We start from the raw sequence: 13,052 nt of genomic DNA, 5'->3' as shown, positions 1-13,052 counted from the left end.
GCCGCACCGCACCCGGTGGGCACACTGACCGTTCAGGCGGTGATCGGCGGGCAGCCTCAGGCGGCCTGGTCCGCGGTGGTCTCTTCGAAGCGGCGCAGCCGCCGGGTCGACTCGTTGAACTCGCGCTCGATGGCCGGGTCGTGCTTGTTGGTGAGCAGACTGACGACGACCGCCAGGACCAGGCAGATGAGGAAGCCGGGGACGATCTCGTACAGGTGCTCGGGCAGCCAACCGAGGGCGACGTCCGGCTCGAAGCGTCCCCAGACGAAGACGGTGACGGCGCCGGCCACCATGCCGGTGATCGCTCCCCAGTTCGTCAGCTTCGGCCACCACAGCGACAGCAGCACGATCGGGCCGAAGGCGCCGCCGAAACCGGCCCACGCGAAACCGACCAGATCGAGGATCGTCTCGTTGCGCGCCCAGGCCAGCACCGTCGCGACGACGGCGATGATGAGGACGCCGACGCGGCCGAGCCAGAGCTGCCCGCTCTTGCTGTACTCGCGGTGACTGATGATGCGCAGCAGGTCCTCGATGAGCGCCGAGGACGTCACGACCATCTGCGACGACATCGTCGACATGATGGCGGCGAGGACGGCCGACAGCACGATGCCGGCGAAGAACGGATGGAACAGGATCTGGCTGAGGTCGAGGAAGACCGCCTCGGGGTCGGTCAGCTTCTGCTCGGGGTGCTGGTGGAAGTAGGCGATGCCGGCCATCGCGGTGAGGATGGCGCCGCCGACGGACAGGATCATCCAGCCGATGCCGATCCAGCGGCCCTGCTTGGCCTCCTCGGCGTTCCGGAGCGCCATGAACCGCACGATGATGTGGGGCTGGCCGAAGTAGCCCAGGCCCCAGGCCAGGGACGAGACCACGCCGATCACCGTCGCCCCCTGGGTGAGGGACGCGAACTCCGCGTTGACCTGCGTGACCGAGTCGACCATCGGGCCGAACCCGCCGACGGCGGCGATCGCGAACGCGGGCACCATCAGCAGGGAGATCACCATGATGCAGCCCTGCACCACGTCGGTGTAGGTGGCGCCGAGGAAGCCGCCGAACAGCGTGTAGAGCAGGGTGACGCCGGCGACGATCAGCATGCCGGCCTGGTAGGTGGTGCCGAACGAGGATTGGAAGAACACGCCGCCGGCGACCATGCCCGAGGACACGTAGAACGTGAAGAACACCAGGATGACCAGGCCGGACACGATGCGCAGGAGCCGGGACCGGTCGTGGGTGCGGTTCTCGAAGAACGTCGGGACGGTGATCGCGCCGACGGCCTGGGTGTAGACGCGCAGGCGGGGAGCGACGAACTTCCAGTTGAGCCAGGCGCCCACCGTCAGGCCGATCGCGATCCACGACTCGACCAGGCCGGCCACGTACAGGGCGCCGGGCAGGCCCATCAGCAGCCAGCCGGACATGTCGGCGGCACCCGCGGACAGCGCGGCCACGAACGGGCTCAGGGAGCGGCCGCCGAGCATGTAGTCGTCGTGGTCCTCGGTGCGGCGGAACGCGAACAAGCCGATGGCGATCATGGCGGCGAAGTACAAGACGATCGCGGCGATCGTCCACGGTGACGCGGTCATTGGGCCTCATTTCCTCGTGGCGGCACAGTAATGCCTGCCGTGATCGCGCCGCGATCATCTGCGCGAAGACGAACGCGAACCGTCCAGGACGGGTTGAGGCCCGATGAGCCCCGTCAGAAGCCCAGTTCGTGCAGGGTGCCTCGGATCGCCTCGGCGGAGCGGCGCAGCTTGGTGAGCTCGAACGCGCTGAGCGGGGTCTCGAGGACGCGCTCGATGCCGTTCCGGGAAACGATCGAGGGCACCGACAGCGAGACGTCGGTGATGCCGTAGTAATCCTCGAGCACGGACGACAGCGGCAGGATCGTCCGCTGTGCCCGCAGCAGAGCCTCCACCAGACGCGCCCCGGCGATGCCGATCGCGTAGTTCGTCGCGCCCTTGCCCTCGATGATCTTGTAGGCGGCGCGGATGGCCTCGTCCTCCAGCTCGTCCATGACCTTCTTGGTGAACAGCTGGTTGCCGCGGTCGTCCGTCCAGTCACGCAGCGGGACGTTGCCGATCTCCGCGTTCGACCAGACGGGGAACTCGGTGTCGCCGTGCTCGCCCATGATCGTGACGTGGACGTTGCCCTGGGCGACCTCGGCGCGGCGTCCGATGGCCCAACGCAGCCGGGAGGTGTCGAGCATCGTCCCGGTGGAGAACACCTGGCTGGCCGGCAGGCCGCTGACCTTCTGCGCGACGTAGGTGAGAACGTCGCACGGGTTGGTGACCAGGACGTAGATGGCGTTCGGGGCCTGCTCCAGGAGCTGCGGCATCAGCGACTTCATGATGTCGGCGTTGATGGCCGCCAGGTCCATGCGGGTCTGGCCGGGCTTCTGCCGGGCGCCCGCGGTGATGATGACGATCGAGCTGTCCTTGACGACCTCGATGTCGGGACCGCCGTTGACGGCCGCGGTGGGGGTGTACTGGGTGCCGTGCGCCAGGTCGTGGACCTCCGCGTTCACCTTCTTCTCGTTGATGTCGTACAGGACGATCTCATCGGCGGAGCCGCGGATCAGCGAGGCGTAGGCCAGGGACGAGCCCACCGAGCCTGCGCCGATGATCGAGAGCTTGGTCTTCGTGTCTTTCGGGACGTGGACGGTCATGTGATCAGCCTAGGGCGCGGGCCCCGCGCGGCGCATCCGCGCCCCGTCGTTGCCACCACGCGTCCCTGCATTCGGATCGTGCCCAAGGCCGCGTCGCTGCCGGCGTTGGGCGCGATCGGTGTCAAAGTGGGTCGCATCATGAAGCGAACCTCCCTTGCTCTTGCGAGCGCGCTGCTGATGCTGACCGCCGGATGCTCCAGCTCCGCCACCGCCACCGCTCCCGCCTGGACGCCGAGCTCCGTGCCGACGCCCGAGCCGACGATCTCGTCCCCTGCGCCCTCGGTGAGCGCCTCCCCGTCCGACACCCCGATGGCGTCGCCGACCGATAGCCCCACGCCGTCGGACTCGGCGAGCGCCTCCCCGTCGCCGTCCGACTCGGCGAGCGCCACTCCGTCGGTCTCCGTGTCTGCCTCGCCGAGCAGGTCGGCGTCCCCGTCGGCCAGTCCGTCGGGTTCGCCGAGCGCCTCGCCGAACCCGCAGGCGACGGCCGACGCGGGCCGGGTCGGCACCATGCCGAAGGGGTTCGCGCTGCCGGGCGGCTACCCGGCCGACAACACCCTGCAGAACATCCGGCCGTGCTTCGAGGTGGCGCCGCCCGCCGCCTCCCTCGCCGGCCGCACCGCCTCCCGCTTCAGCCGCGACGCCGGCGAAGAGCACTACGTCGGCAACGGCGCCATCACCTTCGCGACCGTCGACCAGGCGCGCGCGTTCATGCGCTCGGCGATCACGCAGTCCGAGCGGTGCCAGGGCGTGAAGACCCGCGGCGGGCTGACCCTGAGCGCGAAGCGGACGGCGCCGAGCAACTCCGCGTGGGAGCGGTCAGTGTTCACGTCCAGCCAGTACCCGGCGAAGGCGTCCGGCGGCATGACGTGGGGCCAGGGCTCGCTGATCGTGCGCCGCGGCGCGAACGTCGCGGTCTACGCCAACTCCGGCATGTACGACAGCGCCCCGTCCGCCCCGTCGGCCGAGGCCGTCGCCCAGGTGAAGAAGATCCTCGACTCGCTGGGGTGAGTGCGACCGGTTCAGGACGACGCGTCGGGGGCGCGCGCCGGACGGCGGCGCCGCGGGGCGTCCGGGTGGACGACGCGGTAGCGCGAGGTAACGTAGCCCTCGGCGTTCCAGGCGCTGCCCTGGTGCAGCAGCCGGACGTCCCGGGTGGCCTCGCCGAACAGCGGGATGCCCGCGCCCAGCAACACGGGGGCGCGGGTGAGGACGATCTCGTCGAGCAGGTCGCGGCGCAGCCAGTCCTGCACGACGACGCCGCCGTCGACGTAGACGCCGCGGGAGTCGCGGTCGTTGAGCAGATGCACCGCCTCCGGCGTCGATGATGCGACCGTGATGCGGTCGTCCCCCGTGTGCAGGGTGTGGCTCAGCACGATGACCCGATGGTCGGGGTAGGGCCAGCCGTCGAAGCGGCGGACCACCTCGTAGGTGCCGCGGCCCATCACGACGTGGTCCACGCCGGCCATGTGCTGCTCGTAGTCGGGGACGTCCGCACAGCTCTGCCCGCGCGCGTGCCCCTCCAGGCGCGGCGGATCGGTGAGCCAGCGCAGGTCGTGGTCGCGGCGCGCGATGAAGCCGTCGAGGCTGGTCGCGATGAAGGCCCGGGACGTCCAGGCGCGGTGGTGTCGTGGCATGTCGTGGCGGCGAGGGGTGAGGGATTGGGCGCGTGCTCGCCGCCACCACGATAGCCGCGCGTGCGCCACGGACGGGCCCGTGGGCCGTTCCACGTCGTGGGGGCTGCCTTGCCGCATGCGGTCGCACGGGACGCGACGACGTGCGAGATCACGCCGAGATCACAAGGAGAGCGCCTCCTTGGTTTACGCTTCTCGCGACCGGGCACAGGAGCCCGGCGGGCTACGGGAGGTTCACCATGCTGGCCATGTGGGGATTGCTGATCGTCATCATCTTCATGGTGCTGATCATGACGAAGCGGACGACACCGTTCACCGCGCTGGTGCTCTCGCCGATCGTGATCGCGCTGTTCGCGGGCTTCGCCAACGACATCGGCGATTTCGCGCTGACCGGGGTCAAGGGCGTCGCGTCCACCGTCGTCATGCTGATGTTCGCCATCTTGTTCTTCGGCCTGATGCTGACGGCGGGCCTGTTCGATCCACTCATCCACTTCATTCTGCGCGTGGTCAAGGGCGACCCGCTGAAGGTGTTGGTCGGCACGGCTATCCTCGCGTCCGCGGTGTCGGTCGACGGCGACGGCTCCACGACCACCATGATCGTGTGCTCGGCCATGATCCCGGTCTACAAGCGGCTGAACATGAAGATGATGGATCTGGCGGTCATCATCATCCTCGCGAACTCGATCATGAACCTGCTGCCCTGGGGCGGCCCGACCGCCCGCATCATCGCGGCGCTGAAGGTGGACGAGGGCGACCTGCTGCGCCGCATCCTGCCCGGCATGCTGATCGCCATCGTCTGGGTGATCGTCGTCTCGATCATCCGCGGGCTCTCCGAGCGCAAGCGCCTCGGCATCATCGAACTGAGCGATGAGGAGATCAACAGCTTCCGGGCCGTCGGCGCCATCACGAAGGACGATCAGGAGGCGCTCAAGCGGCCGAAGCTGATCTGGATCAACCTGGCTCTGACGGTGATCGTGATGGTCTACCTGATCTTCGGCGGCATGTGGATCATCCCCGACATCCCGTCGGCCATCATCTTCGAGGTCGCGTTCGCGATCGCGCTGCTGATCAACTACCGCAAGCTCTCCGACCAGCGCGAGATCATCGAAGAGCACGGCGCGAACGTCATGCACGTGATCACGATGGTGCTGGCCGCCGGCATCTTCATGGGCATCCTGAACGAGTCGGGCATGTCCGAGGCGATGGGACAGTGGCTCGGCAGCGCCGTCCCGGCGTCCTGGGGCAACCACTGGGCGCTGGTGACCGCGCTGGCGTCCGTGCCCGGCACGTTCGCCCTCAGCAACGACGCCTTCTACCTGGGTGTGCTGCCGATCCTGGCGCAGACGGGCACCCAGTACGGGTTCACGCCCATGGAGATCGGGGTGGCGTCCACGACGGGCCAGGCCTTCCACCTGCTCAGCCCGCTGGTCGGCTTCATCTACCTGCTGCTGCACCTGACCGGAGTCGACATGGGCACCTGGCAGCGCAAGTCGGCGAAGTGGGCGATCGGCACGTTCGTGATCTTCCTGATCTCGATCGCCACGTTCGGCGGCGTCCGCCTCTGAGCGCCCCCGCGCTGCGTGCGTCCCGGAGCCGTCCGGGGCGCACGGTCGCCCGGTGAGTTGACGGGCGGTCTCCCGCCCCTGTCTCGACCTATGGTCCCATGATCTCACATCGTGGAGATCGCGGAGGATGGGGGGATGAGCGAGGCGACCATGCGTGAGACCCGGACCGCGACGCCCGGGGCGTCCAAGGAAGACCGCAGCGCCCGGGTGGCGGTGACCGTGTTCCCGCTGCTGGTGCTGGCGGCGGCCGTGATCGGGTTCGTGTTCTCCCCGGTCATGGTGGGGCTCGGCCCGCACGTGAACACCCTGCTGATCGTCATCATGTTCGGCATGGGGCTGACGCTGACGCTGCCCGACTTCAAGCTCGTGGTGACGCGGCCGCTGCCGATCCTCATCGGTGTCGCCGCCCAGTACCTGATCATGCCTCTGGTCGGTTGGACGGTGGCACGCGTCCTGCAGTTGCCGCCCGACCTGGCGGCCGGCGTGATCCTCGTCGGCTGCGCCCCGGGCGGCACGTCGTCCAACGTCGTGTCCTACCTCGCGAAGGCCGACACGGCACTCTCGGTGACCATGACCTCCGTCTCGACGCTGCTCGCCCCGCTGATGACCCCGCTGCTCACCCTGTGGCTCGCCGGGGCGTACATGCCGGTGGACGGCCCGGGCATGGCGCTGAGCATCGTCCAGATCGTGCTCGTTCCTGTGCTCGGCGGCCTGCTGGTGCGCCTCCTGCTGCCCAAACTCGTCGATCCGCTCCTCCCCGCGATGCCCTGGATCTCCGTGCTCGCCATCTCGGGGGTGGTCACGGCGGTCGTCGCCGGGTCGGCCACCCGCGTCGTGTCCGCCGGGCTCATCGTGTTCGTGGCCGTGGTCCTGCACAACGGCCTGGGGTACCTGCTCGGCTATCTCGCCGGACGCCTCACCGGACGCAGCGAGCGCGCCTGCCGCACGATCGCCATCGAGGTCGGCATGCAGAACTCGGGCCTCGCGGCGGGGCTCGCCGCGAAGTACTTCAACCCCGCGGCGGCGCTGCCGGCGGCGGTGTTCTCGATCTGGCACAACCTCTCGGGCGCGTTGCTCGCGATGTACTTCCGGCGCTCTGGCGACCGGCACCGCTCCGAAACCACGGCAGAAAGGATGCGCGACGGGGAATAGCGGGGGGGGGGATCGCTGATCGTTCAACTACCCGAAGGCACGCGTCGCCCGTCCCCCGCGCGACGCCCACAGTTCTTTGAAGGAGCAGTATGAAGATCGGCATCATCGTTGGATCCATCCGCAAGGGCCGCGTCGGCCGCGGCGTCGGCGACTGGGTGAAGAAGGTCGCCGACGAGCACGGCGGCGCGGAGTTCTCCCTGGTGGACCTCGCTGAGTTCAACGTTCCGCTGCTGACCGTGGACACCCCGCCGGCCGCCCTGCAGGGCCAGTACCCCGACCCCGCGGTCGCCGCGTGGGCCAAGGAGATCGGCCAGTACGACGGCTTCATCTTCGTGACCCCGGAGTACAACCACTCCGTGCCCGGCCCCTTCAAGAACGCCGTCGACAACCTCGGCGTGGAGTGGATGGGCAAGGCCGTGGGCTTCGTCTCCTATGGCGTGGACGGCGGCGTGCGCGCCGTCGAGCATTGGCGCGGCAGCCTGGCCAACCTGAGCATGATCGACGTGCGCGCCCAGGTGTCGCTGTCCTTGTTCAACGAGTTCGGCGAGAGCGGGTTCGCCCCCGCCGATCACCGCGCCGGCCAGCTGAACACCCTGCTCGACCAGCTGCTGGACGCCGTCGAGAAGAGCGGGGTCGCGCAGGGCTGACCCTGACACCGATCCTGAACGGGCCTCGCTTCCTGGGCCGCCGGACGCCGCCGCGTCCGTCCCCGGGGCGGGGCCCGTCGTCGTTCAGGCGCGGGCGGGTCGGCGCGAGCGCGCCAGCACCGCGAACCCGGCCAGCGCGATGACGCCCCAGATCAGCGCCACGCTCCAGGATGCCCCGGCGACCACCAGCAGCGGCGCGATCGCGACCGCGGCGCCCTCGATGGGGATGAGCGGGATGTAGGCGTACCCGAAGTCCTCGACCGTGCCCGACTCGAGTTCGGGGTCGACGATGCGCAGCAGCGCGATGCCGGTGGCCACCGAGCCGGTGGCCCAGCCCCAGGTGAAGAGCTGCTTCTCGAACCAGTGATCCTGCAGGAACCGCGGCGCGACGACGAGGCCTAGGAAGAGGCAGAAGGCGAGGCCCAGGACGAAGATCAGCACCAGCGACGCCAGGTGTGCCGACACGAAGGACGGCTCGATCGACACCATGCCGCAGACGATCAGCACGTCCGAGGCCGCGCCCGAGATCGCCTTGGTGGTCTGCTCGTCGACGACCCGGATGGCGCGGGTGCGCTTGAAGATCCAGCGCACCAGGATCCCGACGAGGAACGCCGTCGTGAACAGCGGCAGCGCGAACGCGTTCAGCCAATCGGCCGACGTGGACTGGATGACGTAGCCGAGCCCGACGATCGTCCCCACCAGCGCCACGTGCAGCGACAGGGTCTCGATCGAGCTGCCGGACATCGTGTGGTGCCCGAACGGACGCCGCTCCTCGTCGTCCAGCACTCCGGTGCGCAGGGAGCGGGGGAGCGCCTCGCTGGTGTCGAAGGCGGCCACCTGGCCGCGGGAGGCGCCGATGCGGGCGAGGATGACGCCGCCGACGATGCCCGAGAGCATGCCGACCGTGGCCGACGTGAACGCCACCGACGTCACCTCGGGCTGGCCGTTCGCGGCGAAGACGTCACCCATGGCCGCGGACGTCCCGAAGCCGCCCGACCAGGAAGCGAACAGGATCAGCCCCATCGAGGCGGGCTCGGAGAACACCGGGCCCAGGACGAACAGGGCGAGCAGCATGCCGACCAGCACCTGCCCGGCCGACATGAGGACGCCGTAGCCGGCGAAGCCGCCCAGGGACCGCGTCATCTTCGAGATCCCGAACTCCTGCGACAGCGCCATGCAGGAGAAGACGACGGCGATCAGGATCGTCGTGTACGAGCCCACGTACGGCGAGAACGGCAGCCCCGAGACCTGCCAGGAGCCGATCATCCAATGGTTCGCGGACGCCGCGGCGCCCAGCACGTTCGGTCCGAGCAGGAAGCCCAGCAGGCCGGCGATCACCGGGGCCGGCAGCATCAGCCATTGCAGGGGGCGGAGCGTGGCGCGCAGCAGCACGCCCACCAGCAGCAGGAGCCCGATGAGGCCGACATCGCCGACGAGGGTCTCGCGGAAGAGCGCGGCGTTCATCTGGTCTCCTTTGCCGGACCGACGGGCGCGGCCACGCGGTGATGATGCCACGGCCCCGCGTGGCGTGGCTCCCCCGAGCGAACGGTGGAGCCCACCCATGCGGAGACGGCGAACGGGGCCCGGGTTGCCCCGGGCCCCGCTCGTCAGGACGTCAGGCCGTGGTCAGCGGCGGCCGTGGCTGGGACGGTAGCCGCGAATGGCCTCCGCACCCAGGTCGGGGTTGTCGGTGAACACGTTGTCGAGGCCGGCGGCCAGGAAGGTGCGGATGTAGCGCACCAGGTCGCCATGCGCGGCGGGATCCGTGCCGTTGCGGTAATCGAGCGGGAGGAAGTCGTTCTCCGCCCGGAACGTCCAGCCCGTCACCTTGAGGCCGGCGCGGTGGGCGTCCCGGATCACGCTGGTCGGCTCACCCAGCGTGCCGTCCGCCTTCACCGGGATCATCACGGCGTTGCAGAACCCCACGTTGTCGGCGTAGCGCTTGATGTCGCGCAGGCCCTGCGGGGTCACCATCTGCTGGTAGGTCACGCCCTGCTTCGTCAGGTCGGCCGGGCCGCCGGAGCAGTCGATGAGCTGCACGAGCTGCACCTTCGTCTTGCGGCTGAGCTCCTTGAGGTTGCCGACCTCGAACGACTGGATGACGACCGGCGCCTTCTTGCGATCGAGGCCGTTGGCCTTGAGGGCGGCGACGACCTTGTCCTCCATCTTCAGCCCGATCGAGGCGAAGTAGGTGGAGTGCTTGATCTCGGGGATGATGCCGACCGGCTTGCCGGAGCAGGTGCGCGAGTGGCGGGCCAGATCGATGACCTCCTCGAAGGTGGGCACCTGGTACAGCCCGTCGAACTTGGTGTTCTGGGGGCGCAGCTTCGGCAGCCGCTCCTTGGCGCGCAGGGTGCGCAGCTCGGCGAGGGTGAAGTCCTCGGTGAACCAGCCCGTCAGCGAGGTGCCGTCCACGACCTTGGTGGTCTTGCGGCCGGCGAACTCCGGACGCGTGGCGACGTCGGTGGTGCCGCTGATCTCGTTCTCGTGGCGGTCGACGAGGACGCCGTCCTTGGTGGAGACCAGGTCGGGCTCGATGTAGTCGGCGCACTGGTTGATGCCGAGCTCGTAGGCGGCGAGCGTGTGCTCGGGGCGGTAGCCGGAGGCGCCGCGGTGGGAGAACAGGATGTGGTCACCGTTGGTCGGGACCTGCTTCTTCTTCAAGTCAACGATCAGCATCTCGGTGTCGTCCGGACGCCCCGGGTAGCGCGCGTCGTTGCCCGGGTAGTTGTTGTCGTTGGCGAACAGCAGGCGTCCGTCCTTGAGCTGGACGACCGTCTCGGTCGACTGCATCGGGAACGAGAAGTCCGTCCCGACGCCGTAGGCGCTCTTGTCGCGCCGCATCCCGATCTTGCCGGGGTTGTCGATCTTGAGCAGGTCGACGACCAGGTTCTTGGCGAGGTAGCCGTCCTTCTCGGTCTTGTGCAGGTCGATCGAGTAGACGCGCTTGGTGACCGACTGCGGGCCCCAGAAGTCGTCGCGCTCGAGGACGAGGAACTTCGAGTCGCTGACGGCGAACGCGTCGCCGAGCAGGGTGTCGTCGGTGTCGGCCTCGTAGGACCAGGTCTTGCCGGTGTACTTGCCGGCGCGGGTGTCGAACTGGTAGATGACGCGGCGGCGCTTGTCCTTCTCGTTCGCGAGGTAGCCCTCGGTCATCGGGTAGAGGAAGCGGCCGTTCTTCGAGGACGCCATCGCCTCGAAGCCCTTGGACGACCGGACGTTCGCGGTCTCGCCCGGCTTCAGCGTCGGGTTGGACGGGGACTTGCCGTCGACGAACGGCACCGGGGCCTGCAGCAGGACGCCGTCGGCGCTGAAGTGCAGCAGGTACGGCCCGAACTCCTCGCCGATCCAGAAGGTGCCGTCGGGCTGGCGGACGACCGACTCGACGTCGAAGTCGGCGCCCGTCAGCAGCCGCTCGGCGGAGTCCTTGTTCACGATGTCGAAGCCCGCGAGCTTCTTCGGGTCGCGCAGGGAGATGAAGCCCTTCACCTTGATCTGGCCGCGGCCGCCGTGGGCCGTCTCCCACTTCGGCGCGACCTTGTAGAGGCGCAGCAGGTAGTCGGCGGAGTTCGCCTTCGAGCCGAAGCCGTTGTCGGGCATGGCGAGGAAGGTGCCGTCGCCGTTGTCGATCATCGCGGAGAAGCCGGGGATGACCTGGCCGGCCCACGGGCCCTGGCGTCCGTTGCCCGGGCTGGCCTTGGCGCCGGAGGCGGGGCCGGGGGCGAGGTAGTCGGCCGACAGGGTGGCGCGGGCCTCCAGGGTCGGGACGACGGCCTTGGCGGTCGAGCGGTGGTCGCGGTCACCGCCGCGGTGGCTGCCGGAGACGGCGGCGTCGGGCGACGGCGCGGCCTGGGCGGGAGTGACGAGGAGCGGGGTGGCGAGGGCGGCGGACAGGACGCCCGCGGCCAGCAAGCGAGGGATCTTCATGGCTCGAAACCTAACGGCTGCGGTCCCCCGCCAGGTGACCACCAGGTGAGGGCTCGGTGAATGCTGGACCGCCTCCCGGCGCGGGTCATGGACGCCCGGGCCGCCGTTACAGATGGACGCCCAGCCGCGCGGTCGCCATGATGGCCAGCGCCTGCGCGACCCGCTCGATCTCGGCGATGCTGACCTGCTCGCGCGGCGCGTGGGCGTAGCGGACGTCGCCCGGCCCGAACTGCAGCGTCGGGATGCCGCCGATGCCGGTGTACAGGCGCAGGTCGGACCCGTAGGGGGCCGCCCCCGCGTCCGGACGGGCGCCCGTCACGGCCTCGACGGCGTCGGCGACCTCGTCGATCAGCGGGTGGCCCTCGGCGAGGCGCCCGGACGCGAACTGTCCGCCGTCCCACTCGATCACCGGCGGATGGTCGCGCAGCCACGGGTGCTTGGCGGCGGCGTCCGCGATCGTCCGCTCGAGGGCGAGCCGGGCGTCGGAGACGTCCTCGCCGAGGATGACCCCGAAGCGTCCCTCGGCGACCAGCAGGTTCGGCACCGAGCTCGACCAGTCGCCGGCCGACACCTTGCCGATCGAGACGCCGTAGGGCATCTCGTAGTCCGCGAACAGGGGATCGACGTGGGTGTTGCGCTCGGCCTCGAGCTCCTGCATCGCGGCGAACAGCGGCCAGAACACCTCCAGCGCCGAGACGCCCGAGAGCCGGGTGCTGCCGTGGGCGGCGAGGCCGGGAACCCGCAGCGTGAACGTGAGGGCGCCGGCGTTGGCGACGACCAGGCGTCCGGACGTCGGCTCGGTGATCACCGCGACCTCGCCGCGATGGCCGCGCCGCATCGTCGCGAAGGCGCCCAGCCCGCCGTCCTCCTCGCTGATCACCTGGTGGACGGCGAAGGGGCGCTCGAGCGTCACGCCCGAGGTCAGGAGCGCCTTGGCGACCGCGACGTTCACCGCGACGCCGGCCTTCATGTCGACGGTGCCGCGCCCGAAGATGGTGTCGCCGCTCACCCGTCCGTCGAACGGCTCCCGGCCGCCCCAGGAGCTGAGGTCGCCGACCGGAACGACGTCGATGTGGCCCTGCAGGACGAGCGCGGGAACGCCCTGGCCGCCGGACTCCGCCACGAGGCCGTAGCCCTCGACGCGCTCGGCCTCGACGCCCGGGTACTCCGGGTCGGCCGCCAGCTCGTCGAGGTCGAGCTTCCAGCAGTCGACGTCCATGCCGAGCGCGCGCAGGCGGGCGGCCATCGTGTTCTGCAGCTCCGACTCGGCGTCCGTGCCCGTCACCGACGGCACCTGCACCAGCGAGACGACGTCGTCGACGATCTCGGTCACATCGAGCGCCTCGAGCACGCGTCGCTGGGCATCCGTCAGGTCGGCCTTGTTCATCGCAGTGAGTCCCCCTCGGTCGTCGCCGCGATCCCCGCCGAAAGAGGCCTGCCGGACGCGGCTATCGACCCATCGTTC

Annotated in this window: 11 protein-coding genes; 4 read left to right on the top strand and 7 right to left on the bottom strand. The window is 69.6% G+C overall.

From position 1 onward, the window contains the following. Nucleotides 1-56: 56 nt before the first annotated feature. The 3 genes from putP to BN1187_RS03415 form a co-directional block, all read right to left on the bottom strand. Nucleotides 57-1,580, bottom strand: a complete 1,524-nt coding sequence (putP, locus tag BN1187_RS03425; RefSeq protein ID WP_040158735.1) for a sodium/proline symporter PutP — start codon at nucleotides 1,578-1,580, stop codon at nucleotides 57-59. A gap of 113 nt (nucleotides 1,581-1,693) precedes the next feature. Next, a complete protein-coding gene (locus BN1187_RS03420) occupies nucleotides 1,694-2,662 on the bottom strand; it encodes an L-lactate dehydrogenase (protein ID WP_040158733.1) in 969 nt (322 codons plus the stop codon). Next, nucleotides 2,659-3,174, bottom strand: a complete 516-nt coding sequence (locus BN1187_RS03415) for a hypothetical protein (RefSeq protein WP_052462239.1) — start codon at nucleotides 3,172-3,174, stop codon at nucleotides 2,659-2,661. The genes BN1187_RS03420 and BN1187_RS03415 overlap by 4 nt, the downstream gene beginning before the upstream one ends. On the opposite strand from BN1187_RS03415, the gene BN1187_RS03410 reads away from it, so the two are divergent. Then, entirely contained in the window at nucleotides 3,173-3,673 is a 501-nt protein-coding gene (locus BN1187_RS03410) for a sensor domain-containing protein (RefSeq protein ID WP_040158730.1), read from the top strand. The genes BN1187_RS03415 and BN1187_RS03410 overlap by 2 nt on opposite strands. Before the next feature lie 11 nt (nucleotides 3,674-3,684). Here BN1187_RS03410 and BN1187_RS03405 read toward each other — a convergent pair whose 3' ends face one another. Next, nucleotides 3,685-4,299: a dihydrofolate reductase family protein gene (locus tag BN1187_RS03405; RefSeq protein WP_052462238.1), complete on the bottom strand. Its 615-nt coding sequence runs from the start codon at nucleotides 4,297-4,299 to the stop codon at nucleotides 3,685-3,687. Between the two features lie 236 nt (nucleotides 4,300-4,535). On the opposite strand from BN1187_RS03405, the gene BN1187_RS03400 reads away from it, so the two are divergent. The 3 genes from BN1187_RS03400 (at nucleotide 4,536) to BN1187_RS03390 (ending at nucleotide 7,660) form a co-directional block, all read left to right on the top strand. Then, nucleotides 4,536-5,861, top strand: a complete 1,326-nt coding sequence (locus tag BN1187_RS03400; protein WP_040158727.1) for a CitMHS family transporter — start codon at nucleotides 4,536-4,538, stop codon at nucleotides 5,859-5,861. A 135-nt stretch (nucleotides 5,862-5,996) separates the two neighbouring features. Further along, nucleotides 5,997-7,013 (top strand): bile acid:sodium symporter family protein, encoded by a 1,017-nt coding sequence (locus BN1187_RS03395; protein ID WP_040158724.1) that lies wholly within the window; start codon nucleotides 5,997-5,999, stop codon nucleotides 7,011-7,013. Nucleotides 7,014-7,102: 89 nt separating this feature from the next. Continuing rightward, nucleotides 7,103-7,660, top strand: coding sequence for an NADPH-dependent FMN reductase (locus BN1187_RS03390; protein WP_040158722.1), 558 nt, complete (start codon nucleotides 7,103-7,105; stop codon nucleotides 7,658-7,660). A gap of 84 nt (nucleotides 7,661-7,744) precedes the next feature. Here BN1187_RS03390 and BN1187_RS03385 read toward each other — a convergent pair whose 3' ends face one another. The 3 genes from BN1187_RS03385 to BN1187_RS03375 form a co-directional block, all read right to left on the bottom strand. Further along, a complete protein-coding gene (locus BN1187_RS03385; protein ID WP_040158720.1) occupies nucleotides 7,745-9,124 on the bottom strand; it encodes a sodium/glutamate symporter in 1,380 nt (459 codons plus the stop codon). A 162-nt stretch (nucleotides 9,125-9,286) separates the two neighbouring features. Then, on the bottom strand, nucleotides 9,287-11,587 hold the full coding sequence (locus tag BN1187_RS03380) for an esterase-like activity of phytase family protein (protein ID WP_040158717.1): 2,301 nt from the start codon (nucleotides 11,585-11,587) through the stop codon (nucleotides 9,287-9,289). Nucleotides 11,588-11,693: 106 nt separating this feature from the next. Then, complete coding sequence (locus BN1187_RS03375; RefSeq protein WP_040158715.1) at nucleotides 11,694-12,974, bottom strand: ArgE/DapE family deacylase; 1,281 nt, start codon at nucleotides 12,972-12,974, stop codon at nucleotides 11,694-11,696. Nucleotides 12,975-13,052 lie beyond the last annotated feature (78 nt).

The organism is Nigerium massiliense (assembly GCF_000826085.1).
GTDB classification, from domain to species: Bacteria; Actinomycetota; Actinomycetes; order Propionibacteriales; family Propionibacteriaceae; genus Propioniciclava; species Propioniciclava massiliense.
Note: the sequence above shows the minus strand (reverse complement) of the source record. Positions and strands in the feature narration are given on the sequence as shown.

What these genes read in the sequence shown, in the direction of transcription:
- putP (WP_040158735.1), bottom strand. Translation starts at nt 1,580, where the DNA reads ATGACCGCGTCACCGTGGACGATCGCCGCGATCGTCTTGTACTTCGCC.
- BN1187_RS03380 (WP_040158717.1), bottom strand. Translation starts at nt 11,587, where the DNA reads ATGAAGATCCCTCGCTTGCTGGCCGCGGGCGTCCTGTCCGCCGCCCTC.
- BN1187_RS03405 (WP_052462238.1), bottom strand. Translation starts at nt 4,299, where the DNA reads ATGCCACGACACCACCGCGCCTGGACGTCCCGGGCCTTCATCGCGACC.
- BN1187_RS03395 (WP_040158724.1), top strand. Translation starts at nt 5,997, where the DNA reads ATGAGCGAGGCGACCATGCGTGAGACCCGGACCGCGACGCCCGGGGCG.
- BN1187_RS03390 (WP_040158722.1), top strand. Translation starts at nt 7,103, where the DNA reads ATGAAGATCGGCATCATCGTTGGATCCATCCGCAAGGGCCGCGTCGGC.
- BN1187_RS03375 (WP_040158715.1), bottom strand. Translation starts at nt 12,974, where the DNA reads ATGAACAAGGCCGACCTGACGGATGCCCAGCGACGCGTGCTCGAGGCG.
- BN1187_RS03400 (WP_040158727.1), top strand. Translation starts at nt 4,536, where the DNA reads ATGCTGGCCATGTGGGGATTGCTGATCGTCATCATCTTCATGGTGCTG.
- BN1187_RS03385 (WP_040158720.1), bottom strand. Translation starts at nt 9,124, where the DNA reads ATGAACGCCGCGCTCTTCCGCGAGACCCTCGTCGGCGATGTCGGCCTC.
- BN1187_RS03415 (WP_052462239.1), bottom strand. Translation starts at nt 3,174, where the DNA reads ATGGTGCCGACCCGGCCCGCGTCGGCCGTCGCCTGCGGGTTCGGCGAG.
- BN1187_RS03410 (WP_040158730.1), top strand. Translation starts at nt 3,173, where the DNA reads ATGCCGAAGGGGTTCGCGCTGCCGGGCGGCTACCCGGCCGACAACACC.
- BN1187_RS03420 (WP_040158733.1), bottom strand. Translation starts at nt 2,662, where the DNA reads ATGACCGTCCACGTCCCGAAAGACACGAAGACCAAGCTCTCGATCATC.